The sequence below is a fragment of the Streptomyces sp. CB02980 genome (assembly GCF_014451325.2).
In the GTDB taxonomy this organism is placed as follows: domain Bacteria; phylum Actinomycetota; class Actinomycetes; order Streptomycetales; family Streptomycetaceae; genus Streptomyces.
The window spans coordinates 308,038-333,828 of record NZ_JACSCH020000004.1; the positions used below are offsets into that span (position 1 = coordinate 308,038).

Sequence of the window (25,791 nt, forward strand, 5' to 3'; positions counted from 1 at the left end):
TATCACCCGATGGTGCGAATCCGCTCCACCGTGCCGTCACGGGCCGCCCAACTCGCTAGCGTGACGGGGATGATGGGCGTGAAGGTCATTCCGTGCGCGGCCCGCGTGTACATCGGCTGCGCCCTGCTGGGCGCCGGGGCCTCCGTCCTGCCCGCCCTGCGCCCCGGCGCGGCCACCCCCTGGGCCACGGTCGCGCTCCTCGCCGCCCTGTACGCGCTCTGCGAACTGCCCGCCCGCTGCCGCCTCCTCGGCCGCGCGATCGGCGGATCCGTCCCCATGGGAACCGGCTCCTTCTTCCCCGTCCTCCTCGCCGCCGCCCTCCTCCTGCCGCCCGCCGCCGCCGCGCTCACCGCCCTGCCCGGCAGCCTCCTCGCCCGCGTCGACGAACCACCGGCCGCCCCCCGCCGCGCCTGGCGGGCCGCCGCCACCGCCCTCGCCACCTGGGCCGCCGCCCAGGTGGCCGAGGTCCTCAGCTGCGTCAACGCCCTCGGACACGGTCACGACGCCCCCGACTTCCCGTACGCGCTGCTGCCCGCGGGCGCCGCCGCGCTCACCTTCTGCCTGGTCCTGACCGCCCTCGACGGCGGCATCCGGGCGACGGCCGACGGACTGCCCCCGCGGGCCGCCTGGCGAGGCCTCCTCGGCCGGGCCGTCGCCCCGCACGCCGTGCACGGACTCGCCGGACTGATGATGGCCGTCCTCTGGCGCAGCACGTACGGGCCCGTGTCGGCCCTCTTCGTGCTCCTCCCGATGTACATCTCCTGCTGGGTCTTCGCCCAGTACCACCGCGAGCGCGCCGCCCACCAGGCCACCATCCGCGCCCTCGTCCAGGCCGTCGACATCAAGGACCGCTACACCCGGGGCCACAGCGAACGCGTCGGCCACGCCTCCGTCCTGATCGCCCGCGAGCTGGGCATGGCCGAGGAGCGGCTCGACGTCGTACGGTTCGCCGGCATCCTCCACGACGTCGGCAAACTGGGCGTGCCCACCCGGGTCCTCCGCAAGGACGGCCCCCTCACCCCCGAGGAGCGCCGGGTCATCGAACTGCACCCGGAGTACGGACACGAGATGGTCCGCGGCATCGGCTTCCTCGGCGAGGCGCGGGCCGCGATCCTCCACCACCACGAACGCATGGACGGCAGCGGCTACCCGTACGGGCTGCACGGCGACGAGATCCCCGAGTTCGCCCGGGTGGTGGCCGTCGCCGACGCCTTCGACGCCATGACCTCCACCCGCTCCTACAGCCGGGCCCGCCCGGTGCCGACCGCCGTCGCCGAACTGGAGCGGTGCGCCGGCAGCCAGTTCGACGCCCGGATGGTCGCCGCCCTCGTCCGCGCCCTGGACCGGCACGGCTGGCAGCCCGCCGTCACCGCCGACGAGACCGCACCGGCGGGCCCGGCCGCCGGGAACGTGCCGCCGCCGCGCGAGGCCGAGGCCGCACCCCGACCGGAAGCACCCGGAACCAGGCCCAAGGAGCGCGCATGAGGCCCGGCACCGCCACCGTCGGCGCCGTGTACGGGGCCGCGCTCCTGCTGAGCCTCGGCGGATTCGCCTCCACCCTCTGGTACGGCGTCGACGAACCCGGCAACGCCCTCGCCTTCGGCACCCTCATCGTCCTCGGCGAGCTCGCCCGCTGGGGCGCCGCACCCGGCGTGGGGGCACCTCCCGTGCGCGAAGCGCCGGGGGGGAGGGAACCCGCGCCGCTGGCCGCCGCCGGAGCCCTCGCCTACGCCCTGCTCGGGGCGAGCGCCGGGACCGCCACCACCCACGGCGTCCTCCAGATCGTCGCCGTCGTCGTCGCCGCCGAACTCGCCGGGATCGTCCCCCACATCGCCCGGGGCCGCGGGCCCGGCCTCGACCACCTCGCCCGCCGCGTCCTCACCGTCGGCTTCGCCGCGCTCTGCTTCCAGCCCCTCTACAACTCCGGAGCCGTCGTCGAGCACCTCGGCCAGGGCCCGGCGTACGCCCTCTTCCTCGTCCTGCTGCTCGTCCTGACCGCCCTCTGCGACGCGGTCCTCGCCGCCCTCGTGCTCCGCGCCCGCACGGGATTCCCGTACGGCCCCCTCCTGCGTGACGAACTGCGCGCCCTCCTCGGCATCGGCTCCGCCGTCGGCGCCACCGGCACCGTCATGGCGCTCGGCGTGGCCGCCGCCGGGCTCTGGGCGCTGCCCGTGCTCGCCGTGCCGCTGCTGCTCACCCAGGTCTCCTTCCGGCGGTACGCCGCCGTGCGCACGGTCAACCGGCAGACCATCGCCTCCCTCGCCCGCGCCACCGAGATCGCCGGCTGCACCCCGCCCGGCCACGCCCGCCGGGTCGCCGTCCTCAGCGCCGCCGTCGGACGGGAGCTGGGCCTCTCCGGCGCCGAGCTGGCCGTCCTGGAGCACGCGGCGCTCATGCACGACATCGGGCAGCTCTCCCTCGTCGACCCCGTCGCCGGCGGCGCCACCGCCCTGCTCCCCACCGAGGAGCAGCGCCGGATCGCCCTCCTCGGCGGCGAGGTCGTCCGCATGACCGGTGTCCCCGAGGCCGTCGCCGTCGTCGTGGAGCGCCAGGCCGACCCGTACCGCGAGCAGCCGCTGCCCGCCCGGATCGTCCGGACCGTGAACGCCTACGACGACCTCGCGGGCGGCGAGGGCGCGGGCGCCGCCCTCGACGCCCTGGAGCGGCTCAGGCTCGGCACCGCCCGCGACCATCACCCGGATGTCGTCGAATGCCTGGCCAGGGTCCTGGCGCGGGGCGGAGCGGCTGGGGTGACCTCCGTCGCGACTGGGTAACCCATGGGTAATGAGCGCGCGTCCGACCGGGCATGGTTGGATGCGAACAAGAGGGTGAAGCGACCGGCAGGCGGGAATCGTGAAGATCTTCGGGAAGGTACGGCATCGGCCCTCCGCCTCATGGCGGCAGGCCACCGACCGCGCGTTCACGCTGATCGGCGACGGCCGGTACGAGGACGCGGGCGCACTCCTGACGCGCGCGGCGGATCTGGAGCCCTGGCTCTCGGAGTCCTGGTTCAACCTGGCGCTGCTGCACAAGTTCCGGCACGACTGGGAGCAGGCGCGCGCCGCCGGGCTCCGCGCCGTCGCCCTGCTCGACAGGGAGAGCGGCGCCCCCGACTGGTGGAACGTGGGCATCGCCGCGACCGCGCTCCAGGACTGGCCGCTGGCCCGCCGCGCCTGGCAGGCCTACGGACTGAAGGTCCCCGGCGCCGCCGCGGGCACCGGTGAGCCCGCCGGGATGGAGCTGGGCAGCGCCGCCGTCCGGCTGTCGCCCGAGGGCGAGGCCGAGGTCGTGTGGGGCCGCCGGCTCGACCCCGCCCGGATCGAGGTCCTCTCCATCCCGCTGCCGTCCTCCGGGCGCCGCTGGGGCGAGGTCGTCCTCCACGACGGCGTGCCGAACGGCGAGCGCACCACCACGGCCGGCCCCTCCTACCCGGTCTTCGACGAGATCGAGCTGTGGGCCCCTTCGCCCGTCCCCACCTGGGTGGTCCTCCTTGAGGCGGCCACCGAGGCCGACCGGGACGCCCTGGAGCAGCTCGCCGCGGAAGCGGGTTTCGCCGCCGAGGACTGGTCGTCCTCCGTGCGGCTGCTCTGCCGGGCCTGCTCCGAGTCGACCATGCCGAGCGCCGAGGGCGAGGGCGAGCACTCGGACCCGCACGACCACAGCGAGCCGGGCCACCCGGGGCCGCTCGGGCACCGCTCGCCGGGCGAGCTGTGGGTCCCGGAGCGGGAGTGCGGCCTCGCGGCCCCGGCGGGCCTGGTGCGCGGGCTCCTCGACGGCTGGGTGGCGGACAGCCCCGACAGCCGTGAGTGGCGCGATCTCGAAGAGGTCTGCTGAGCCGGGGGCGACTCCTGGATCAGGCCGGGCTCGCGGCTGATCCGGCCTGATCCAGGAGCCACCCCTCCTGCCGGGCCCGTAGGCTGTCTCTCGACGGAATCGGGTTTTCAGGAAGGCGCGGCCGGACATGGCGCAGCAGGAGACGGACGAGCAGACGCAGATCAACGACGGGTTCGTCGTGGACACGGAGGACTGCGAGGCACGCGAGCTCGCCCACCGTGAGCGCGGCACGGCCCGCCCGATCACGGTGGTCGGCAACCCGGTGCTCCACACGGAGTGCAAGGACGTCACCGAGTTCGACGACTCGCTCGCGGCGCTCATCGACGACATGTTCGCGAGCCAGAAGGCCGCCGAGGGCGTGGGCCTCGCCGCGAACCAGATCGGTGTGGACCTCAAGGTCTTCGTCTACGACTGCCCCGACGACGAGGGCGTCCGGCACACCGGTGTCGTGATCAACCCGGTCCTCCAGGAGCTCCCCGCCGAGCTGCGCGTCCTCGACGAGTCCAACGAGGGCTGCCTCTCGGTGCCGACCGCCTACGCCGAGCTGGCCCGCCCCGACTACGCGGAGGTCCACGGCCGGGACGCCCAGGGCAACCCGATCAAGGTGCGCGGCACCGGCTACTTCGCCCGCTGCCTCCAGCACGAGACGGACCACCTGTACGGCTACCTGTACATCGACCGCCTCTCCAAGCGGGACCGCAAGGACGCCCTGCGCCAGATGGAAGAGGGCACCCCGCGCTACGAGACGGTGCCGAACGCCTGATCGCCGGTACGCGTACGAGAAGGGCCCCGCACTCGACCGAGTGCGGGGCCCTTCTCGTACGGCGGAGTCCTAGAAGTCCTCGTCCAGGTCCACCGAGCCCTCGACCGCCACCTGGTAGGCGGACGGACGGCGCTCGAAGAAGTTCGTGAGCTCCTGGACGCCCTGGAGCTCCATGAACGAGAACGGGTTCTCGGAGCCGTACACCGGGGCGAAGCCGAGGCGCTGGAGGCGCTGGTCGGCGACGCACTGGAGGTACTCGCGCATCGACTCGGTGTTCATGCCCGGCAGGCCGTCGCCGCACAGGTCGCGGCCGAACTGCAGCTCCGCCTCGACGGCCTCCCTCAGCATGTCCGTGACCTGCTGCTGGAGCGCGTCGTCGAAGAGCTCCGGCTCCTCCTTGCGGACGGTGTCCACGACCTCGAAGGCGAAGTTCATGTGCATCGTCTCGTCACGGAACACCCAGTTGGTGCCGGTGGCGAGGCCGTGCAGCAGACCGCGGGACCGGAACCAGTACACGTACGCGAAGGCGCCGTAGAAGAACAGGCCCTCGATGCACGCGGCGAAGCAGATCAGGTTCAGCAGGAAGCGGCGCCGGTCGGCCTGGGTCTCCAGGCGGTCGATCTTCTCGACCGAGTCCATCCAGCGGAAGCAGAACTGCGCCTTCTCGCGGATGGAGGGGATCTCCTCGACCGCGTCGAACGCGGCGGCGCGGTCGTCCGGGTCGGGCAGGTAGGTGTCGAGCAGCGTCAGATAGAACTGGACGTGCACGGCCTCCTCGAACAGCTGGCGCGACAGGTAGAGGCGCGCCTCGGGGGAGTTGATGTGCTTGTAGAGCGTCAGCACCAGGTTGTTCGACACGATCGAGTCGCCGGTCGCGAAGAACGCGACCAGCCGGCCGATCATGTGCTGCTCACCGGGGGTGAGCTTGGCGAGGTCGGCGACGTCCGAGTGGAGGTCGACCTCCTCGACGGTCCAGGTGTTCTTGATCGCGTCCCGGTAGCGCTCGTAGAAGTCCGGGTAGCGCATCGGACGGAGGGTCAGCTCGAAGCCCGGGTCGAGGAGGTTCTTCTGTTCGGTGGAGCTCATTACTGGCAGGCCTCGCAGGACTCGGGGTTTTCCAGGGAGCAGGCGAGGGCGTCCGCGTCGGGAGCCGCCTGCTGGACGGGGATGGTGGCGGCGGTGGGCGTCGCGGCCTGGGCGGCGCGGGCGATCCGGGTCGCCGGACGGGAGCGCAGGTAGTAGGTCGTCTTCAGACCCTGCTTCCAGGCGTACGCGTACATCGACGACAGCTTGCCGATCGTCGGCGTCTCCAGGAACAGGTTCAGCGACTGCGACTGGTCCAGGAACGGGGTCCGGGCGGCGGCCATGTCGATCAGACCGCGCTGCGGGATCTCCCACGCCGTGCGGTACAGCTCGCGCACCTCGGCCGGGACCCAGGTGAAGCCCGCCACCGAGCCGTTGGCGTCGCGCAGCGCCTCACGGGTCTGCGCGTCCCACACGCCGAGCTTCTTCAGCTCGTCGACCAGGTACGAGTTGACCTGGAGGAACTCGCCGGAGAGCGTCTCGCGCTTGAACAGGTTGGAGACCTGCGGCTCGATGCACTCGTACACACCGGCGATCGAGGCGATCGTCGCGGTCGGCGCGATGGCGAGGAGGAGGCTGTTGCGCATGCCGACGGCGGCGATCCGCTCGCGCAGCGCGGCCCAGCGCTCCGGCCAGTTCAGCTCGACGGTGTCGCTGTAGTGATCCGGGTGCAGAACACCGCGGGCGGTACGGGTCTTGTCCCAGGCGGGGACCGGACCGCTGCGCTCGGCGAGGTCGGCGGAGGCCTCGTACGCGGCCAGCATGATGCGCTCGGCGATACGGGTGGACAGCGCGCGCGCCTCGGCGGAGTCGAACGGCAGCTTCAGCTGGAAGAAGACGTCCTGGAGGCCCATCGCGCCCAGGCCGACCGGCCGCCAGCGGGCGTTGGAGCGGCCCGCCTGCTCGGTCGGGTAGAAGTTGATGTCGACGACCCGGTCGAGGAAGGTGACGGCCGTACGGACGGTGGAGTCGAGGCGCTCCCAGTCGATGCCGCCGTCGACGACGAAGGCGCCGAGGTTGACCGAGCCCAGGTTGCAGACCGCGGTCTCGCCGTCGTCGGTGACCTCCAGGATCTCCGTGCAGAGGTTGGAGGAGTGGACGGTGTGGCCGGGCTCGGCGGTCTGGTTGGCCGTCCGGTTCGAGGCGTCCTTGAACGTCATCCAGCCGTTGCCGGTCTGGGCCAGGGTCCGCATCATGCGGCCGTACAGGTCGCGGGCCGGCATCGTCTTGCGGGCCAGGCCCGCCGCCTCGGCCTTGCGGTAGGCGGCGTCGAACTCCTCGCCCCACAGGTCGACCAGCTCGGGCACGTCCGCCGGGGAGAACAGCGACCAGTCGGCGTCGGCGTTGACGCGGCGCATGAACTCGTCCGGGATCCAGTGCGCCAGGTTCAGGTTGTGGGTACGGCGCTGGTCCTCGCCCGTGTTGTCGCGGAGCTCCAGGAACTCCTCGATGTCCGCGTGCCAGGTCTCCAGGTAGACGGCGGCGGCGCCCTTGCGGCGGCCGCCCTGGTTCACGGCGGCGACGGAGGCGTCGAGGGTCTTCAGGAACGGCACGATGCCGTTGGAGTGTCCGTTGGTGCCGCGGATCAGCGAACCGCGGGCGCGGATGCGGGAGTAGGAGAGGCCGATGCCGCCCGCGTGCTTCGAGAGGCGCGCGACCTGGTGGTAGCGGTCGTAGATGGAGTCCAGCTCGTCCTGCGGGGAGTCCAGGAGGTAGCAGGAGGACATCTGCGGGTGGCGGGTGCCGGAGTTGAAGAGCGTGGGGGAGGACGGCAGGTAGTCGAGCCGGCTCATCAGGCGGTAGAGGGCGGCGACCTCGTCGAGCGCGCGGACGCTGTCGTCCTCGGCGAGGCCGCAGGCCACGCGGAGCATGAAGTGCTGCGGGGTCTCGATCACCTTGCGGGTGATCGGGTGGCGCAGCAGGTAGCGCGAGTAGAGGGTGCGCAGACCGAAGTAGCCGAAGCGGTCGTCCGCGGCCGCGTCGATCGTCGCGTCGAGCCGGTCCGCGTGCAGCGCCACGAACTCGGCGGTGCGGTCGGCGATCAGACCCTCGCGGTGACCGACGGCGACGGAGGCCGAGAAGGAGAACGAGCCCTGGCCGGCCGCCTCGTCGGCGATCGTGATCGTCAGGAGCCGGGCGGCGAGCCGGGAGTACGCCGGGTCCTCGGCGATCAGACCGGCGGCCGACTCGGTGGCCAGCTCGCGCAGTTCCGCCTCGTCCGCCACGGCGCTGCGGCCGCGGAGCGCGGCGGCGGCGATCTTGCCGGGGTCGGTGTCGGGGAGATCGGCGGTGAGGTCGGTCAGGGTCCGCAGCAGCACGGTCCCGGGGCCGTCGCTCTCGACCGCGGAAGCCTCGGCGGAAGCCGGATCGGCGGGCGCGATGGTCACGTGGGGGCTCTCCCTCGCTCGGCGCGGGGCCGCGGCGGGGGAAGGCGGGCAGACGGGCATCCGTAACGTCGGACGCGACGCTTCCACCGGCCCACTCCGCGAGGCCCGGACGTCATTGGCACCCGGAACGGACGGACCGGATGCGCTGCCGGCAGGTCCTCGGACTCACCTCGCCCGAATACGGCCGTATCCATACGAAGCACACCGTTGCGGGACAGTTCCGGATTCGCGCCGGATTCCCCTGCGTCGACAGCGAGGACGAGCATACATGTGGGGGGCGCCCCGTGCTGCACCCCCCACATGTTGTGTCGCCCCCCGGCTCAGAACTCCAAGGAGTAGGTACGCAGGCGGTGGTCGGGGATCGGCTCCCAGTCCCGGTCCGGGGTGCGGACGAAGCCCAGACGCTCGTAGATCCGGTGCGCGGAGACCATCGTGGCGTCCGTGGAGAGCACGATGCGGCGGCACCCGGGGAGGGCCTGTGCGCGCTCGATACAGGCCCGTACGAGGGCCTCTCCGACGCCCCGGCCGCGGGCCTCCCGGGAGACCACGAGCATCCGGAACTCGGCCTCGCCCTCGATCGCGATGTCCGCCCACGGGGTGGCACCGGTGGCGAAGGTCACCCCGCCGAGCAGCCGTCCGTCGCCGTCCTCGGCGACGAGCACCTCGCTCTCGCGCGCCCGCCGGGCCGTGTCCCGGAGCACATCCAGATACGAGTCCTCCGCCCCGTACTTCAGCAGCCCGTCGTTCAGATAGGTCCCCGCGGTGAGCTCACCGAGCGCCTCGTAGTCCTCGGGCCGTACCGCCCTGATCGTGAAGTCCATGAGGGCAGTGTGCCTCCGGCCGCCCGGACGCCCCCACCGGGTTTCGGCCGGGGACGGCGAAGGCCGCCGTGCCTCCGGTGGGAGGCAGGGCGGCCTTCGTCAGGTCCTGCGCTGGATCAGTGGGTCTCGGCGCCGACCTTCGGGAGCTTCTTGACCCCGGCGTCGCCGGCGTCGGCCGTGTAGTCCTCCGGGGAGGTCTCGTCGACGCCCTCGGGGGCCTTGACGGCCTTGAGGACGAAGGTCAGGACGACCGTGACGAGGACGTTGAGGAGGAAGGCGGTGAGACCGATGTAGCCGATCTCGCCGATGCCCGGGATCTCCGCGGAGGAGCCGCCGAAGTGCTTCTGGGTCGGGCTGGCCACCCCGTACGCGGCGACCGTGCCGTAGATCATGCCGACGGCCCAGCCGGCGAGCAGCGCCCAGCGGTGGAACCAGCGGGTGAAGAGACCGCCGACGAGGGCCGGGAAGGTCTGCAGGATCCAGATGCCACCGAGCAGCTGGAAGTTGATCGCGACCGTCTTGTCCATGGTGAGGACGAAGGCGAGCGCACCGACCTTCACGAGCAGCGAGACCAGCTTGGAGACCTTGGTCTCCTGGGCCGGGGTGGCGTCCGGCTTGATGAAGTCCTTGTAGATGTTGCGGGTGAAGAGGTTGGCCGCGGCGATCGACATGATCGCGGCCGGCACGAGCGCGCCGATGCCGATCGCGGCGAACGCGACGCCCGCGAACCAGTCCGGGAACATCGTCTCGAACAGCTGCGGGATGGCGAGCTGGCCGTTCTTCACCTGGATCCCGGCGGCGATCGCCATGAAGCCGAGCAGCGCGAGCAGGCCCAGCATCAGCGAGTACAGCGGCAGGATCGTGGTGTTGCGGCGGATGACCTCACGGCTCCGGGACGACAGCGTCGCCGTGATGGAGTGCGGGTACATGAAGAGCGCGAGCGCCGAGCCGAGTGCCAGCGTGGCGTACGTCCACTGGCCGGCCTCACCGGGGACGAGCGAGCCGCGCGGCTTGCCGGTCGCCGGGTTGGTCTGCGCGTACGCCTCGCCCGCCTTGGCGAAGATCTCGTCGAAGCCGCCCAGCTTGATCGGGATGTAGATGATCGCCACCGCGATGACGATGTAGATCAGGGTGTCCTTGACGAAGGCGATGAGCGCGGGGGCGCGCAGACCCGAGGAGTAGGTGTACGCCGCGAGGACACCGAAGGCGATGAGCAGCGGCAGGTCCTTGATGAACCAGTGGGTGGTCTCGCCGCCGCCGACGCCCATCACGTCCAGGACGGCCTGGATGCCGACGAGCTGGAGCGCGATGTACGGCATGGTGGCGAGGATGCCGGTGACCGCCACCGCGAGGGAGAGCCCCTTGGAGTCCCAGCGGCCGCGCACGAAGTCCGAGGTGGTGACGTACCCGTGCTTGTGCGAGACCGACCACAGCCGCGGCAGGAAGGTGAAGATCAGCGGGTAGACCAGGATCGTGTACGGGACGGCGAAGAAGCCCGCCGCGCCCGCCGCGTAGATGGCCGCCGGTACGGCGACGAAGGTGTACGCGGTGTAGAGGTCGCCGCCGAGCAGGAACCAGGTCACCCAGGTGCCGAACGACCGGCCGCCCAGGCCCCATTCGTCGAGGCTGTTCTCGTTCTCGGCCCTGCGCCAGCGCGAGGCGAGGAATCCCATGACCGTGACGGCCAGGAAGAAGAAGATGAAGACGGCGAGTGCGACGCCGTTCACGCCGTCCTTCATCGCTCGTCACCCCCCTTGCGGGCACGCTGGTCCAGCTGCCACAGCTTGTACGCGACCATGGTGAGCACGGTGGAGATGAGCACCCAGAGCATCTGGTACCAGTAGAAGAACGGGATGCCCGCGAAGAGCGGTTCGACCTTCGCGTACGAGCTCACCCAGAGCATCGCCACGAACGGCGCGAACAGACAGAGCGCGATCACCACCCTCAGGGGCGTGATGGTGGGTTGTTTCCCTTGTGTCGCTTGTGGCATGGCGATTCCGGTCCCCTCGCTGATCACCTCGGTAATGCTGGGGAAATCTAGGGGACTGTTCCGCTCCATGGAACCCCTGTCCGCATAACGGATGGGACTACGTCAGTTGCGGTCGTGGGAGCGGTCCCCCGGCGCGGCGCTCAGAGCCAGCCCTCCTTGGCGGCCCGCACCCCCGCCTCGAACCGGCTGCGCGCGCCGAGCCGGTTCATCAGATCCGAGCTCATCCGGCGCACGGTCCGCAGCGAGATCCCGAGCCGCCGGGCGGCGATGTCGTCCGTGCAGCCGATGCCGAGCAGCATGAGCAACTCCCGTTCCTGCGGGGAGAGATCGTGCTCGTCGCGGCGCGGGCTCTCGCCGAACGGCGTGCCCGCGTCCCACAGCCGGTCGAAGAGCACCACGAGCGCGTGCACCAGGCCGGGGCTGCGGACCTCCAGGGCGCCCGCGCGCCCGTCCTCCGGGTCGACGGGGACGAGCGCGGCCTCCCGGTCGACGATCACCATGAGCATCGGCACCACGGGCACGGTCCGCGCCTCGCCGCCGAGATCGCAGTACCAGCGCACGTACTCGACGGTCGGCGGGTCGTTGCGGAAGCTCTCCTGGTAGATCGACCGGATCTTCACGCCGCGTTCCAGGGCGAGTTGGTCGAGCGGATGGCTCGCGTCCATGGTGTCGGGGAGCTGCGCGCCGCCCGGGAGCAGCGACAGGCACTCGGTGCGGGCGTTCGCCGCCAGGTCCTCCAGGCGTTCCCGGACGTTGTCGAGGCCGGTGATGCGGTCCACCAGGTCGTGCCGGACGCCCGGTTCCGAGTGGTCCGCGTACGAGGCGAGGATGCCGGCCACGGCCCGCCCCGCCCGTTCGACCTGGCGTTTGCGCTTGCTCAGCTCGGCCTCGGCGCGGGAGAGCAGGAAGGAGAAGCCGACGTCCGGGTTGAAGGGTTCGACCTCGCCCGAGGAGTCGTCCATCAGCACGAGCTTGAGGTCCGCGAGACAGGCGAGCGCCTCGCGGACCTCGGACTCGGGGCGGCCCAGATGGGCCGCCATCTCCGTCACGTCGTACTCGGGTCGCTCCAGGAGCAAACGGTAGACGGCCTCCGTCGACTCCTTTATGCCGAGCGCCTCCAACATTCCCTGTCTCCCCCTCGTCACGTTCCGTACCGCGACCGCCCCGCAATCGTGATCGCGGTCGTCGATGCTAAGCGGGAGGAGCCATCTAGGTCTAGACCAATTGGAATGAACTCCGGTATGTGGGACGCGCGGAGGACGCGGGCGGGGTGCGGTGGCGGCCGGCCAGTGCGTCCAACAGCGCCGCCATCGCGAACCCCGAGACCAGCAACGCCAGTTCGAGCTGCGGACCGATCCCGACCGCGAGCACCGCGAGCGCGCCCGCCCCGGCCGCCACCGGCCCCGCCCACGAGGGGCCGCCCGCCGCCGCCGCGACCGAGCGGTCCAGCGACACGCAGAAGGCGAAGGCGCCGACGACGAGGGGGACCCAGCCGGTGACGGCCCCGGTGTCGGGCGGGCCCCACTGCCACAGGACGGTGAGCGCACCCGCCGCGGAGACGGAGGCGAGCAGGGCGCGGAACACGGCGCGGGCCGCCGTGCCCGCCGTGGTGAGGGCGGCGAGGGCGAGGAGGGCGGCGAGGGCGGCCGCCGGGACCGCGTAGGGGAGGAGCCCGTAGACGCCGTCCACGAGATCGCGGTCGACGACGCCCGAGCCGCCGACCAGCGCCGGGTGCGCCCCTCCTGAGAGCGCCGACCTCAGTGCCGTCACCGTCGCCGCGCCCGCCGCCGTCATCGGCTCCTCCTCCGGTACGACCACGACCACGGCCGAACCGTCGCGGCGCCACTCGGCCGCCGCCGGCGCCGCCGCGAGCAGCACCCCCGGGACCCGGGCCGCCCGCGCGGCCACGGCCTCGGCGTCCGCGCCCCGGGGGACCAGGACCTCCAGCGGGTTCAGGGCCCCCGACGGCACCCCGGCCGCCGCGAGCCGGTCGAGGCCGTCGCGGGCGGGGCCGCCCGCCACCAGGGCGTGCGCCTCCGGATTGCCCACCCGTAGCTGCGTGGCCGCGCCGGCGAGCAGCACGAGGAGGGTCAGGCCGACCGCAGCCGGAATCGGACGGGGCCGCCGCCGGACCCGTACCGGCGTCGTACCTGCCGTCCGTGTCGTACCTGCGGGCCGTGTCGTACCTGCGGTCCGCGTGGTCCGTGCGGTCCGCGTGCTCCTCGTTGTCCGGGCGGTCCGCGTCGGCCGGGCGGTCCGCGTCGGCCGCGTCGTCACCGAGCGGAGCACCGGCGCGAGGGTCAGGGCCGCCGCCGTGCCCACCGCCCACACCGCGAGCCCCGCGACCCCGACCGAGCGCAGGAACGCCGCAGGGAAGAGCGCGAGGACCGCGCAGGCCGCCGCCCCCGCCGCACCGGCCGCCACCGCGGACCGGGCGGCGGTCTCCGGCGGCTGCGCCCAGCGGTGCACCGCGAGCACCAGAGCCGTGACCGGCACCAGGTAGACCACGATGAAGCTGATCTCGGTGAACCCGGCGACCGCCTCCACCAGGACCAGCGCCCCCACCGAGATCACCCCGGCGAGCAGCAGCGGCGCCAGGACCCCGAGCGGCGAGCGGAACGCCAGGACCAGCAGCACGAGCAGCCCCAGCGCACACGCCGCCTTCGCCGCGAGGGCCACCGCGCCCGGCCCCGCCACCGCGCTGTCGTGCTGGAGCGGGAGCACGCCCGTCACCTCGACCCGGGCCCCCGGCAGCGCCGACCGCAGTCCCGTGCGCAGGGTGCCCGCCGCCTCCTCGACGGCCGTGAGCCCCGCGAGGTCCGGCTTTCCCGCACCCGGGTAGACCAGCGCGTACACCGTGCGGCCGTCCGCGCCGAGGAACCCCTCGTCGCCCGTGCCCGCGTACGAGACCGTCCGCGCGCCCGGGCCCGCCGCCCGCCGGACGGCGTCCGCGAACCGCCCGGCCGTGTCCGGGACGCGTACGTCCGTGGCGGCCGGCCAGGTCGCGACCGCGACCAGCGGGGCGACGGCCGCCCCGTTCCCGTACCGCTCCTGGATCGCCTGGTTCGCGCGGTGTCCCGGCCCGCCGGAGGCGGTGAACGACTGGTCCAGGCGCCCGAGCCCGGCCACCGCCACCGCGCCGCCGAGCAGCAGCGCGAGCAGCCACACCACGCCGAAGGCCACCCGGTGGCGGAGCGCGAAATCCCGTATCCGTACGGTCTGTTCAGTCGACATCGTCGAGCCGCTTCCTCAGCTCGGCGTCCAGGCGCAGCCCCACCGCGCCGAGCGTCTCGTCCAGCTGCGCCGTCGAACTCGCCCCGATCACCGGGAGTACGGGCAGCTCGCCGCCCAAGGCCCAGGCCAGGACCACCTGGTTGGCGGTCACGCCCAGCTCCGCCGCGACCTCCGCGAGCACCTTGAGGCGCCGCTCCGAACCCTCGTGCCGGTACTGCTCCGGCACCTCCTTGCCCGCATCGGTGTACGCCCCCGTCAGCTGGGTCGTGTACGCCGTGAACGTCAGATCCGGACGGGTCGCCAGATAGTCGAGCAGCTCCTCCGAGGCGTGCGGGTTCACCCCGAACTCCGCACCGGGGCGCGGCCGCAGATAGGTGTACCGCTGCTGCACGGCCGCGTAGTCCGGCACCCCGGCGGCGACCGCCGCGCCCCGCGACTCCTCGATCCGCCAGGCCGCGAAGTTGGAGCAGCCGGCCCGGCCGATCTTCCCCGTGTCCTCCAGCTCGCCGAAAGCGCCCATGGTCTCGGCGACCGGCGTCCGCCGGTCGTCGATGTGCGCGTAGTAGAGATCGATCCGGTCCGTGCCCAGGTTCCGCAGGCTCTCCTCCACCTGCCGGCGCAGCACCGGGGCCGAGAGCCCCTCCGCGCACTCCGGCCAGGCCGAACCGGGCGGGTCCGGCAGCGCGCCGACCTTGGTGGCGAGCACCATCTCGTCCCGGACGCCCCGGCTGCGCAGCCAGCGGCCGATCAGCAGCTCGCTCTCGGCGCCGGTCGCGCCCGGCTCCCAGAACGCGTAGGTGTTGGCGGTGTCGATGAAGGTGCCGCCGGCCTCGTGGAAGCGGTCGAGGACGGCGAAGGCGGCAGCCTCGTCGATCCGGGTGCCGAACGGCAGTGTGCCCAGGCACAGGGTGCTCACGCGGGGGCCCTCGGGGCCGCCCAGGCGGGTGTACTCCATCGGTTCTTCCCTCTCTCTCATACGTGGGGGGTGGTGACGGTCAGCTCCTGGACCAGGTGGTCCGAGAGGCCCTCCGCGGCGCGGAAGCGGTACGAGCCGACCCGGGCGCCGCCGCCGGTGAACGCCCAGTCGATCCGCCACAGCCGCAGCCGCGCGCGGGCGTTCCAGCTGGCCGGGAGGACCGAACGGCAGGCACCGATCGCGTCGCGCAGCGAGCGCGGCATCCGGCGGATGTCGCCGATGGCGGCACTCGTGTTGAAGTCCCCGGTCACCAGGACCGGGTGCGGGTTGCCCCGCAGGTCGGCGATGAGCGCCGCGTACTCCCGGTCGCGGGCGGCGGCCCGGCGCCGCATGTCCCGGAGGAAGGCCGGCCGCAGCGGGTTCATCACCGTGAGCTGGACCGGGATGTGCACGTTGTACGTCGACAGGATGCCGCCCCCGACCCGCAGGTCCACCCGGAGCGAGCAGGCCCCGAGAGGCACGGGCGGCCCCACGGGCGGGAACCGGGACAGCGTCACGGAGTTGTTGTCGACGGCCAGGTGATGCTCGGGGAACGCGGCCCGGATCCGCTGCTCGTCGTCGATGTCCCAGACCTCGCCGCCCTCGAAGCCGTTCAGGTACTCCTGGAGGACGTAGACGTCCGCCGAGAGGGAGCGCAGGAAGGCGTAGAAGCGCTCGGGGTCGCCGCCCTGGTTCCAGTGCTGAGTGTTCCAGGAGACGAGCCGCAGCCCCTCCGTGGACTCCGAACGGCGGCCAAGCGCCCGCAGGTTGATCCCGTTCTGCGTCCAGCCCGCCGCCAGAAAGACCGCGGCGAGAGCCCCCGCCGCCCACCCGTCGGTGACCGCGGCGGCCGCGAGCAGGGCGAGCGGGACGGCGGCGAAGGCGACCGGCGGCAGCAGGGAGACCGCGAGCCAGGGCCACCAGCGCCCGTTCAGCGCGAGGTGCAGGGCGAGGAACACCGCCCAGACCAGGGCGCAGGACAGCAGCACGTCGGTCACCCGTTCCCCGGCAGGGACACCCACAGGTCCTGCACCGCGTGGTCGGAGAGCTTCTCGGGCCCGTTGAACTCGTAGCGCTCGGCCTTCGCCCCGTTGCCCGTGAACGCCCAGTCGGTCCGCCAGAAGGGCTTCCAGCCGCCCTCCTCCCAGCTCGTGGGATACGGGTCGGTGCTCACGTCCGCCGCGTCGTCGAGGCGCTCCCGCAGCGGGCCGAGGTCCGACATCGCCGCCGTCGCGTTGAAGTCACCGGCCACCACGACCGGGTTGCGGTTGGCCGCGAGGTCGGCATCCAGACCGGCGTACTGCGCCCGGCGCGGGCCGAACCGTTCCCGCATGTGGCGGTAGAAGTCGGCGGAGAGCAGCCCGTCCGGCATGCTGTTCCACACCGGCATGTGCACGTTGTAGAACGACACCGTCCGGTTTCTGACCCGCACGTCCGTCCGCAGCACCTTGTTCTCCCGGTACTCCGCCTGCCAGTCCGCGCCCGGCGGCAGGTCGCCGGCCGGGCCCACGGCCGGCTGCCGCAGGATCGGGAAGCGGGAGAGCGTCACCAGCTCGCCCCGGACCGCTACCTCGTAGCCGGGGAACTCCCGGCGCAGCCGCGCCAGGTCGTCGATGGGCAGCTTGCCCTTACGGTCGGCTGTCACGTGCTGGTACTCGTGCAGCAGGTAGACGTCCGCGTCCTTCGCCTTCAGGAACGCGTAGAAGTGGTCCTGGGTGCCGAGGAGCTGGTTCCACGAGTTGGTGTTCCAGGCGAAGACCCGCACGGAGTCCGGGCCGGGCCTCGGCTCCGACCGCCACAGCGCCGCCGGGTCGAAGCCCGACTGCCCGAAGCCCACGATCAGGGCGAGCGCGGCGGCCGCGAGGCTCCGCCACCGGGCGGCGCCCCGGGCGAGCGCGGCGAGCGCGGCGAGCAGCAGCGGGACCAGGGCGAAGGCGGCCGGCGGGACGATGCCCACCAGATGCCCCAGCCAGATCCGGCCGTCCGCCGCCCACTCGACGAGGAGGAGGACGAGCCAGGCGAGGGCCGCGCCGAGGACGAGGCGGTTCAGGCGCCGCCGGGCCGGGGCGACCCGTACGGCCGCGGTGTCCGCCGCGGCCTCCGTCGGCGCGAGCGTGTCAGCCACGGGAGGCCCCCGCGGCCACCCCGGCCGTCGCCGCCGGAAGGTCGGGCCGGGGCTGTGGGTCGTACAGGTGCCGGAACCGCTTCGAGCACAGCCACTGCACGCCCGCGACCCCGATCGCCGCGAACACCGTCAGGTTCACCAGGAAGTTGACGGCCACGAAGTACCCGAGGAACAGTCGTCCCCGGTGCCGCCGCACCTCCCGGTACATGTCCAGATCGCCCCACACACCGAGGACGAACAGGGCGAGCGGCAGCAGCGCCCACACCGCCCCCCACAGCGGCGGCGCGGCGAGCGCGGCCACCGTCAGGGGCGCGGCGAGGCTGGCCCCGGCGCGCGGGCCGGTGACGAAGCCGCCCTGGAGGTGCCGTCGGCCGAGGATGAGCGGGACGGCGAGCCGGGCCCGCGCGAAGACCTTGCCGAGGACGATCCGCACGGTGTCGTCGTGGTCGTGCCGGCCGCGCACCTCAAGGGAGCTGAGCACCGTGTACCGCTCGGAGATGCGGCGCCCGTAGTCCTGGTCCTCGGTGTGCCGCAGGATCGGGTTGAACGGTCCCACCTCGTCGAAGACCCGCCGGGGGATCGCCAGGATCGCGGTGTGGACGGTGTCGATGACCCCCTCGGACTTCAGGAGCAGGTAGTACTGCTGGAGCGAGCGGTACTCCTCGATCAGGCTGTCGCGGATGAGCGGCTCCGGCTCGTAGGTGCCGCAGATCGCCCCGTACCCCTGTCCGGAGCCGAGCAGTCCGACGGACTTGGCGACGGCGTCGGGGTGCATGGCGACGTCGGAGTCGAGGAAGACCAGGATCTCGCCCGAGGACAGTTCGGCGCCGAGGTTGCGGGCGACCGCGACCCCGCTGTTGACGCCGGTGGAGACCACCCGGGCGCCGGCCGCGGCGGCGATCGCGGCGGAGTCGTCGGTGGAGCAGTCGTCGACGACGAGGACCTCGATGTTCGGGTACGTCTGGGCGAGGGCGGCCTCGACGCACAGGCCGATCGAGCGGCCGTAGTTGTAGTTGGGGACGATGACGGAGACCAGCGGAACGGACATGATCGGGTTCTCCTAGAAAAGGACCTTGGCGAGGGAGAGGGCCCCCTGCCGCCACGGTTCGACACTGGTGACGCCCTCGCCCTTCTTCGCGGGGCGGGCGCCGGCGGGGAGCGCGGCGGTGGTGAGCCGCTGCTCGCGCCACCAGGCGAAGGTGCGCAGGATCGCGTCCTGGTTGGAGTGCTTCGGCCGGAAGCCGAGGACGTCCCGGGCCTTGTCGGTGGAGACGAAGCTGTCGTCGAGGAGCTTGTGCAGCAGGCGTCCGTAGACCGGGGAGAGCCCGGAGCGCTGGAGCAGGCTGAGCGCGGCGAGCGCCGGCCTCGCGGGCATCGACCGGACCCGCTTGCCGTGCCCGGCGGCGTCCAGGACGGCCTGGAAGTCCTCGCGTATCGTGCCGAACGAGGTGGCCCCCAGGTTGAAGGTGTCGTCGGCCGTCCCGGCCGGCGCGTCCATCGCGGTGACGACCGCGTCGACCAGGTCGTCCACGTCGAACATCTGGATGCGGACGTCGCCCCGGCCCAGGACCGGGAAGTTCCGGCCCTCCTCGGCCCACTCGAAGAGCATCGCGAACAGCCCCATCCGGCCCGGCCCGAGGAAGGTCTTGGGCCGCAGGATCGGTACGCACATCTCCCGGCCGCGGAACCGCTCGGCGACCTCCTCGGCCTCCGCCTTGGCGGCGCTGTACGTGTCGACGGGCTCGCGCGGATACTCCTCCGGCGTGGGCACCACCTTCGGCAGGCCGTACACGGCGGTCGAGGAGATGTGCACGACCCGGGGCACGGCGTTCGCCTCGGCGGCCGTCAGGACCGCCTCGGTCCCGCCGACGATCACCGAGCGGATCATGTCGGCCGGGTAGCTGGGCAGGGCGGCGGCGCAGTGCACCACCACGTCCGCGTCCGCCGTGACCCGCTTCATCGTCACCGCGTCCCGGACGTCCGAGACGGTGTGGGTCAGGTTCTCGTGCTCCGTACGCGGGGCCCGCAGGTCCACGCAGTGCACCTGGCGGCCGTCGCCGAGCAGCCGGTCGATCAGGGTCGAACCGAGCATGCCGGCACCGCCGGTCACCACAATGCGCTCTACCACAGCGACGACACCTTCTCCTTGACGAAACGGGTGAGCAGACGGGGCAGACCCTGGGCGAGGGTCTTGTCGAGGCAGTCCAGGAAGTACTCGACCTCGTGCGGCTCGGCGACCAGCGAGGGGGCGACCATCAGCGGGTTCTCGCCGTTGAGCGTGTAGTACGTGTAGATGCCGTGGTCCCGGTAGAGGGCGTTGACCACCGACGAGGTGATGAGCTTGGTGCGGAAGCGCGGGTCCTTCGTCATCGCGCCGGGCACCAGCTTCGTCACCAGCTCCAGGATCTTCGGGCCCTTGTGCAGGAAGACCCCGTGGAGCGCGCCGTGGCCGCGGACCTCGGCCACCACGTCCGGGTACTCCTTGGCGATCCGTTCGAGACCGGGGGCGAGGATCCGCTCGATGTCCCGGGCGCGGGCCGGATAGTCGTCCTCGACGGCCACGTTGACGGCCTCGATGGCGGTGACCGCCTCCTCGCCGAAGCCGTAGTAGGTGGTGGACGTCGACTGGAGCAGGGCGTCCGTGAGGTTGTCGTAGGCCTTGCGGAAGACCGGCTCGCGGGCCACGAAGGCGGAGACGGAGGACTTGCCGCCGCCGAAGGACTTCGAGGTGGTGAGGATGTCGGGGACCAGACCCTCGTACCGCATGAAGTGGAAGAGGGTGCCCGTCTTGCCCCAGCCGGTGTAGATCTCGTCGAAGAGCAGCACGATGTTCTCGGCCGTGCACAACTCCCGCAGACCGCGCAGGAACTCCTCCGAGCACTCGTTCATCGTCGACGCCGACAGCGGCTCGATGAGGATCGCGTACACGTCCGACTCGCCCTTGCCGGTGCGGAGTTCGGCGACCAGCTGCCGGACCGAGTCCAGGTCCCCGTACCGGAAGATCTCCACGCCGGGGATGCCGGGGAACTGGAACCCGGACTGGTTCTGGCCGGTCAGGCTGCCCGAGCCGAGCAGCTTGCCGTGGAAGGAGATGTCGGCCCGCAGCACCCGGGAGCGCCGGCCGCCGTGGTACTTGTACGCCAGCTTGACCGCGCCCTCGACCGCCTCCGCACCGGAGTTGGGGAAGAACGACATGTTCAGGTCGCCGGGCAGCAGCTCCGCGAGGTTGTGGCCGAGAGCCGCGATGTACGGCGAGAAGTAGGTCTTGTGGACCTCCATGCTCTTCCGCTCCTGGAAGCGCTGCCGGGCGGCGAGGATCCGGGGGTGGTTGTGGCCGTGGTTGAGGACGCCGACGCCACCGGTGAAGTCGAGCACGCGGCGGCCGTCGCGCTGGGTGATCCAGACGCCCTCGGCGCTCTCGACGAGCTCCTGGCCGAAGCCGAAGGAGGTCATCAGGGAGACCTGGCTCTTGTTGACGTGGTCCTTGTACAGGCCGTGGACCTGCTTCGTCGTCAGCGACTCGCAGTCGTCGACGGAGTACAGCGGGGGCATGGTCAGTCCTTCGCGGGGATCGGGTGGGTGGGGGGAGTGGATCGGCGGGGGAGGGTCAGGAGGAGGGCGGCGCCTCCGACGAGGACCTCGCTGAGGGTGCAGACCACCCGGCTGGCGACGGCGACGGCGGTCGCCTCCTGCCAGGGCAGTACGGCGGTCAGCGCCAGGAGCAGCAGGGCCTCGCGGGCACCCCAGCCGTCCGGCAGCACCACCACGAGGCTGGCGGCGGCGGTGGCCAGGGCGAAGCCGCCCACGCAGACCGGCAGCGCGGTCAGCGGCGGGGCGCCGAGCATCACGGCGAGGGCCCACAGGTGCAGCCCGCCGACCGCCCAGGAGGCGGTGGCCGAGGCGAGGGCCCGCCGCATGCCCCGGTCGCTCGCCCGGGTGGCGGGCGCCGCCCGGCGGGCGAGCCGGGCGGCGAACGCCGCCAGGTGGTGCAGCAGTCCGGGCCGCACGGCCCAGGCGGCGGTGACCGCGCCCGGCAGGACCAGCCACCAGGCCTCGGCGCCGATCGTCCAGGGAGCGGCGAGCGGGCCGACGGCGAGGCCGGTGAGGACGGCCACGATCAGGTTCAGCAGGAAGACGGCGAGCACGACCGGCGCGGACACCCCCGCCGCACCGCCCATCCGCAGCTGGGCGAGGACGCCCCAGACGGCCCCCGGCACGTACTTGCCGAGGTACGAGGTGAAGTAGATCCGGGTCGCGGTCCGGCCCGGCACCCCGGGGCCCAGGTCGGCGAGGAGGGTCCGCCAGGTGGTCATGGAGAGCAGGACGGCGAGGGCGTTGGCGACCAGGGCCGCGAGGAGGTACGGGACGGAGTCGGGGCGCAGGACGAGGGCGGCGAGCTCGCCGGCCCGGCCGTACAGGGCGAAGCCGATGCCGGTGACGACGGCGACCGGGAAGAGGACGGGGAGGGCGCGGCGGAGGCGGCCGCGCGGGGCCGGGGGAGCTTCGGCCGCGGCGGGATTCGGGTCGGGATTCGGGTCGGACTTCTGGTCGGAATTCGGGTCGGACGTCGGGACGGGCTTGGTGTCGGACTTGGTTTCGGGCGGCGCGGTGGTCGGCACCGTCATGACCCGAGGTGGCTCAGCGGCCACGCGACGGCCAGCAGCGCCGACCAGAGCAGGGCGTTGGAGACGGTCATCCGGTCGCTGAACAGCGCCCGCGAGGGATTTCCGCCACCCGAGTCGACCACGAGCAGCTGCAGGTAGCGGGCGAGGCCGAAGAGCGCGAACGGGGCCGTGAGCACCGCGACCAGCGGTCCGTGCGGGCCGAAGACGGGGCTGTCCTGCACCTGCAGGACGTAACTCACCGCCGTGAGCACCGCGGTGAAGGCGAGCAGCTGGTCGAGGAAGCCGAGGGTGTAGCCGCGCAGCGCGGGCCGGTGCAGCACCCCGCCGACCGCCATCTCATGGCGCCGCTTGCCCAGGATCAGCAGCAGGCAGAGGGAGAAGACACAGAGGGTGAGCCAGCTCGGCACGGGGTTGCCCGAGGCGAGGCAGCCCTGGGCGAGCCGCAGGACGAAACCGAGGGCGACGATGAACACGTCGAGGAGCGGGACGTGCTTGAGTCCCTTGCTGTACGCGGCGTTCAGCGCGACGTACGCGGCGACCGGCCACCAGTCGAGGAGCGCGGCCGTCCCGGTGAACACCGTGAGACCGACCGTCGCCGCGAGGAGGACGGCGAGGGCGGCGGCGAAGGAGACGGCGGTCGCGACGCCGATCCGGCCGGCGGCGATCGGCCGGTGCCGCTTCTCCGGGTGGCGGCGGTCCCTGTCCCGGTCGCCGAGGTCGTTGACCAGGTAGATCAGCGCGGACGCGAGGGTGAAGACAGCGATCGCGGCGAGGGCTCCGCCGAGCGCGGCACCGTCGAGGTGGGGGGCGCCGAGCAGGCCGAGGGGGACGACGACCAGGTTCTTCGTCCACTGGTGGGGCCGGACGAGGGAGGTCAGGTCGGCGAGCCGACTGGGCGGGCGGGAGGCCGGCGGGCGGGCCGTCGGCGCCTCTCGGCCGGTGAGCGTGGGCGTGGCCATGAACGGACTCCTGGGGGGAGGGGCGTACGGGGAGGGGCGGCGGTCATCCGGTGAAGGGGGAGGTGGCGGTGGCGGTGGAGGAGAGGGGAGCGGCGGAAGCGGCGGACGCGGACGCGGCGGATACGGACGCGGCGGCGGCATGGGCGGTGGCGGTGGCTTCGGGGCGGTCCGCCGGGAGGGCGTTTCCGCGGCGGCGCACGCTGGGCCCGAAGTCCGGCTCGGTGATCCAGCGGACGGTGCCCCGGGCCGCGCCGAGCACGATCGCCTGGTGCAGCACGAAGTGGACGGCGGTGAAGTAGAGGAGGAAGCCGGGACCGCGGCTCCGCAGCGCGAACCGGCTCAGGCCCGGGTCGGCGCAGGCGAAGACCAGCGCGCACAGGGCGGGGACGAGCAGGAGCCACGGGGTGAGCAGACCGAGGAGGAGGGTGGGGAGGGTGAGCGCGGCGGCGAGGACGCCGAGCGGCCGGTTGGCGGTGAGACCGCCCTCCCGCAGCTGCCCGAGCGCCGCGATGAGCAGCTGTGAACGCCGGTACTGCTCCCGGAGCATCGCCCCGAGCCGGTCGACGTCGTCGTGCCGGCCGCGGATCGCCTCCGTCATCGCGATCCGGTGGGTGCGGACGAGCCGGCCGCTGTACTCGACGTCCTCCGAGTCCCGGAGGTTCTCGTCGAAGGGCCCGGTGGCCTCGAAGACCTCCTTGCGGATCGCGCCGAGGGCGAAGAACGCGGTGCGGACCTCGCCGACGGCGCGGCGGCGCCAGAAGTGGGCGTGCAGGGCGTGGTAGCGCTCCACGGGCCCGTCGTCGAAGAGCGGTTCGGGGTCGAGCACTCCGTGGACGCAGCCGAGACCGGGATCGTCCCGGAGCAGGTCGGCGGCGTTCGCAAGGGCCTCGGGGTGGAGGGCGGTGTCCGAGTCGAGGAAGAAGAGGATCTCGCCCCGGGCGGCGGCGGCCCCGAGGTTCCGGGCGGCGGACACCCCGCTGTTGTGGGGGTTGGCGATCAGGACGACGTCGAACTCCCGGGCGATGTCCCGGGACCTGTCGGTGCTCGCGTCGTCGACGACGATGACGTCGAGCGGGGCGTGGGTCTGGGCGAAGACCGAGGTCAGACAGGCGTGGAGGGTCTTCTCGTAGTTGTAGTTGGGGATGACGACGGACACGCTGGGACGAGCCCTGGACATGGGGGTTCCTTGGGAGGGCGGTCAGGGGATTTCGGCGTGTGGGGCGCTTCAGAGCAGCCGGAAGTCCGCGATGCGGTGGTGGGAGAGCTCGGGGGAGTGGCCGAGGAGGCGCCGGCAGAGCAGCAGCGCGTGGCCGACGGCTTCGATCTCGTCGGGGCCCCCGACGTAGAGGGCCAGGCGGATCGTTCGGTCGAGAACCAGCGCCCGTGCGGACTCGAAACGGTCCTGCGGACGGGCGACGCGGTGCAGCGTCTCGACGAGGAGTGCGGCGGACGGGGCCGGTGGGGGGTCGGTGTCCGGGGCGGGGTCGTCGTCCGATGCCCTCATCGAGATGCCGACGAGGTAGATGACGATCAGCCCCAGGAGAAGCCGTTGTCGCTGTCGTTCGTCTGCGGGGTCGCGGTCGCGGCCGGTACGCCGTCGGCGGCGACGGCCGCCGGGGATCCCGAGGACGCCGGCTCCGCCGCCAGAACGAGGGTCAGCGCGGCCGCGGCGGGGACGAGCAGGGCGAGGACGGGGCGGACCTGAACGCGGGCGAAAGTGGCGAAACGGGCGCTGCTGGGCATGACGGAAGTGCCTTCCTTGCGATGCGGACGAGGAATGTCGGGGGCGGGTCTCCCGGCGCCGCTCCCGGGCTCTTCCGGGCGGCTCCGACAGGTCCAAGACTGGCCCGCCGGGGGTGCCCTGTCACCGGAGAACGACTGGCGCCAAGCGCGTGGCCGTTAGGAGCCAGCCCGTGCGTACGGCCGCCGCGCGCCGCTGATCTGGGGGTTTCCGGGAGGCGTCACGTTCCTGCCAGGCGGAAGGTGCCGGGTGGCCGTCACCTCCTCGTACGCGCCCCGAATCCTCGTGCGGGCCCCGGAACCCTTCGTACCGCCCCGGTGTCCCTTCGTGCGGGCCGCGGAATCCTTCGTACCGCCCCGGTGTCCCTTCGTGCGGCCTCCGGAAACGCCGAACGGCCGCACCCGGTGGGGTGCGGCCGTTCGTGTCGTGCCGAGGTGGCGTCGTCGCTCAGCCGTTGGGGCGCTTGAGGCGCGCCACGAACTTGTACCGGTCGCCGCGGTAGACCGACCGTACCCACTCGACCGGCTCGCCCTCGGCGTCCAGCGAGTGGCGGGAGAGCATCAGCATCGGCAGGCCCACGTCCGTGCCGAGCAGACCGGCCTCGCGCGGGGTGGCGAGGGAGGTCTCGATGGTCTCCTCGGCCTCGGCGAGGTGCACGTCGTACACCTCGGCGAGGGCCGTGTACAACGAGGTGTACTTCACAAGCGAACGACGCAGCGCGGGGAAGCGCTTTGCGGAGAGATGGGTGGTTTCGATCGCCATCGGCTCGCCGCTCGCGAGGCGCAGTCGCTCGATGCGGAGCACCCGTCCGCCGGCCGAGATGTCGAGCAGCCCGGCGAGCGTGTCGTCGGCGGTGACGTAGCCGATGTCGAGGAGCTGCGAGGTGGGCTCCAGGCCCTGGGCGCGCATGTCCTCGGTGTACGAGGTGAGTTGCAGCGCCTGGGAGACCTTGGGCTTGGCCACGAAGGTGCCCTTGCCCTGGATGCGCTCCAGGCGGCCCTCGACGACCAGCTCCTGGAGGGCCTGGCGCACCGTGGTGCGCGAGGTGTCGAACTCGGCGGCGAGTGTGCGCTCCGGGGGGACCGGTGTGCCGGGCGGCAGGGTCTCCGTCATGTCGAGCAAATGCCGCTTCAGTCGGTAGTACTTGGGCACGCGCGCGGTACGGGTGGGTGTCCCGCCCTCCGACTCCGTGCTGCCCGCGTCCGTGGCCATTGCCTGCCTTCCCGACTCCTGTGCTGCTGCCGTCACCGGCTCCTCCGTCTGTCGCGGCTCAC

23 protein-coding genes and 1 riboswitch are annotated in these 25,791 nt (G+C 72.5%); of the genes, 4 read left to right on the forward strand and 19 right to left on the reverse strand.

The window, feature by feature from the left end:
* Positions 1 to 78 precede the first annotated feature (78 nt).
* From E0F75_RS11620 to def, 4 genes are all read left to right on the forward strand, one after another.
* Positions 79 to 1,485 carry an HD-GYP domain-containing protein gene (locus E0F75_RS11620; protein ID WP_229312643.1) on the forward strand — a complete coding sequence of 469 codons (1,407 nt, stop codon included), beginning with the start codon at positions 79 to 81 and terminating at the stop codon, positions 1,483 to 1,485.
* The gene (locus E0F75_RS11625) at positions 1,482 to 2,774 is read left to right on the forward strand and encodes an HD-GYP domain-containing protein (RefSeq protein ID WP_187622431.1); all 1,293 of its coding nucleotides are present in this window, start codon (positions 1,482 to 1,484) and stop codon (positions 2,772 to 2,774) included. The genes E0F75_RS11620 and E0F75_RS11625 overlap by 4 nt, the downstream gene beginning before the upstream one ends.
* Positions 2,775 to 2,853: 79 nt before the next feature.
* Positions 2,854 to 3,834, forward strand: a complete 981-nt coding sequence (locus tag E0F75_RS11630) for a hypothetical protein (protein ID WP_187622432.1) — start codon at positions 2,854 to 2,856, stop codon at positions 3,832 to 3,834.
* A gap of 127 nt (positions 3,835 to 3,961) precedes the next feature.
* The gene (gene def / locus E0F75_RS11635) at positions 3,962 to 4,597 is read left to right on the forward strand and encodes a peptide deformylase (protein WP_187622433.1); all 636 of its coding nucleotides are present in this window, start codon (positions 3,962 to 3,964) and stop codon (positions 4,595 to 4,597) included.
* A gap of 69 nt (positions 4,598 to 4,666) precedes the next feature.
* Here def and E0F75_RS11640 read toward each other — a convergent pair whose 3' ends face one another.
* The 19 genes from E0F75_RS11640 to E0F75_RS11730 all read right to left on the reverse strand — a co-directional run bounded on the left by E0F75_RS11640 (position 4,667) and on the right by E0F75_RS11730 (position 25,729).
* Entirely contained in the window at positions 4,667 to 5,683 is a 1,017-nt protein-coding gene (locus tag E0F75_RS11640) for a ribonucleotide-diphosphate reductase subunit beta (protein ID WP_187622434.1), read from the reverse strand.
* Positions 5,683 to 8,067: a ribonucleoside-diphosphate reductase subunit alpha gene (locus E0F75_RS11645; protein WP_187622435.1), complete on the reverse strand. Its 2,385-nt coding sequence runs from the start codon at positions 8,065 to 8,067 to the stop codon at positions 5,683 to 5,685. Before E0F75_RS11645 ends, E0F75_RS11640 begins: the two co-directional genes overlap by 1 nt.
* Positions 8,068 to 8,199: 132 nt before the next feature.
* Positions 8,200 to 8,346, reverse strand: a riboswitch (cobalamin riboswitch).
* Positions 8,347 to 8,387: 41 nt separating this feature from the next.
* Complete coding sequence (locus E0F75_RS11650; protein ID WP_187622436.1) at positions 8,388 to 8,888, reverse strand: GNAT family N-acetyltransferase; 501 nt, start codon at positions 8,886 to 8,888, stop codon at positions 8,388 to 8,390.
* 116 nt (positions 8,889 to 9,004) lie between these two features.
* Positions 9,005 to 10,627, reverse strand: a complete 1,623-nt coding sequence (gene mctP, locus E0F75_RS11655) for a monocarboxylate uptake permease MctP (protein WP_187622437.1) — start codon at positions 10,625 to 10,627, stop codon at positions 9,005 to 9,007.
* Positions 10,624 to 10,878: a DUF3311 domain-containing protein gene (locus tag E0F75_RS11660; RefSeq protein ID WP_187622574.1), complete on the reverse strand. Its 255-nt coding sequence runs from the start codon at positions 10,876 to 10,878 to the stop codon at positions 10,624 to 10,626. The genes mctP and E0F75_RS11660 overlap by 4 nt, the downstream gene beginning before the upstream one ends.
* A 140-nt stretch (positions 10,879 to 11,018) precedes the next feature.
* Entirely contained in the window at positions 11,019 to 12,002 is a 984-nt protein-coding gene (locus tag E0F75_RS11665; protein ID WP_187622438.1) for a LuxR C-terminal-related transcriptional regulator, read from the reverse strand.
* A gap of 91 nt (positions 12,003 to 12,093) precedes the next feature.
* Positions 12,094 to 14,112, reverse strand: coding sequence for an MMPL family transporter (locus tag E0F75_RS11670; RefSeq protein ID WP_187622439.1), 2,019 nt, complete (start codon positions 14,110 to 14,112; stop codon positions 12,094 to 12,096).
* Positions 14,102 to 15,067 carry an aldo/keto reductase gene (locus E0F75_RS11675; protein ID WP_187622440.1) on the reverse strand — a complete coding sequence of 322 codons (966 nt, stop codon included), beginning with the start codon at positions 15,065 to 15,067 and terminating at the stop codon, positions 14,102 to 14,104. The genes E0F75_RS11670 and E0F75_RS11675 overlap by 11 nt, the downstream gene beginning before the upstream one ends.
* A 17-nt stretch (positions 15,068 to 15,084) precedes the next feature.
* Entirely contained in the window at positions 15,085 to 16,065 is a 981-nt protein-coding gene (locus tag E0F75_RS11680; RefSeq protein ID WP_187622441.1) for an endonuclease/exonuclease/phosphatase family protein, read from the reverse strand.
* Positions 16,062 to 17,192 (reverse strand): endonuclease/exonuclease/phosphatase family protein, encoded by a 1,131-nt coding sequence (locus E0F75_RS40400; protein WP_187622442.1) that lies wholly within the window; start codon positions 17,190 to 17,192, stop codon positions 16,062 to 16,064. Before E0F75_RS40400 ends, E0F75_RS11680 begins: the two co-directional genes overlap by 4 nt.
* The gene (locus E0F75_RS11690; RefSeq protein ID WP_187622443.1) at positions 17,185 to 18,240 is read right to left on the reverse strand and encodes a glycosyltransferase family 2 protein; all 1,056 of its coding nucleotides are present in this window, start codon (positions 18,238 to 18,240) and stop codon (positions 17,185 to 17,187) included. The genes E0F75_RS40400 and E0F75_RS11690 overlap by 8 nt, the downstream gene beginning before the upstream one ends.
* Before the next feature lie 12 nt (positions 18,241 to 18,252).
* Positions 18,253 to 19,320, reverse strand: coding sequence for an NAD-dependent epimerase/dehydratase family protein (locus tag E0F75_RS11695; RefSeq protein ID WP_187622444.1), 1,068 nt, complete (start codon positions 19,318 to 19,320; stop codon positions 18,253 to 18,255).
* A complete protein-coding gene (locus E0F75_RS11700) occupies positions 19,314 to 20,744 on the reverse strand; it encodes an aspartate aminotransferase family protein (RefSeq protein WP_187622445.1) in 1,431 nt (476 codons plus the stop codon). The genes E0F75_RS11695 and E0F75_RS11700 overlap by 7 nt, the downstream gene beginning before the upstream one ends.
* Positions 20,745 to 20,746: 2 nt before the next feature.
* Positions 20,747 to 21,817: a lysylphosphatidylglycerol synthase domain-containing protein gene (locus E0F75_RS11705; RefSeq protein WP_187622446.1), complete on the reverse strand. Its 1,071-nt coding sequence runs from the start codon at positions 21,815 to 21,817 to the stop codon at positions 20,747 to 20,749.
* Positions 21,814 to 22,776: a UbiA prenyltransferase family protein gene (locus tag E0F75_RS11710; protein ID WP_187622447.1), complete on the reverse strand. Its 963-nt coding sequence runs from the start codon at positions 22,774 to 22,776 to the stop codon at positions 21,814 to 21,816. Before E0F75_RS11710 ends, E0F75_RS11705 begins: the two co-directional genes overlap by 4 nt.
* A gap of 43 nt (positions 22,777 to 22,819) precedes the next feature.
* Positions 22,820 to 23,953 carry a glycosyltransferase family A protein gene (locus E0F75_RS11715; RefSeq protein ID WP_229312644.1) on the reverse strand — a complete coding sequence of 378 codons (1,134 nt, stop codon included), beginning with the start codon at positions 23,951 to 23,953 and terminating at the stop codon, positions 22,820 to 22,822.
* Positions 23,954 to 24,001: 48 nt separating this feature from the next.
* Positions 24,002 to 24,280, reverse strand: a complete 279-nt coding sequence (locus E0F75_RS11720) for a hypothetical protein (protein ID WP_187622448.1) — start codon at positions 24,278 to 24,280, stop codon at positions 24,002 to 24,004.
* Between the two features lie 26 nt (positions 24,281 to 24,306).
* Positions 24,307 to 24,519: a hypothetical protein gene (locus E0F75_RS11725; RefSeq protein WP_187622449.1), complete on the reverse strand. Its 213-nt coding sequence runs from the start codon at positions 24,517 to 24,519 to the stop codon at positions 24,307 to 24,309.
* A gap of 445 nt (positions 24,520 to 24,964) precedes the next feature.
* A complete protein-coding gene (locus tag E0F75_RS11730; RefSeq protein WP_030320859.1) occupies positions 24,965 to 25,729 on the reverse strand; it encodes a GntR family transcriptional regulator in 765 nt (254 codons plus the stop codon).
* Between the last annotated feature and the right edge of the window lie 62 nt (positions 25,730 to 25,791).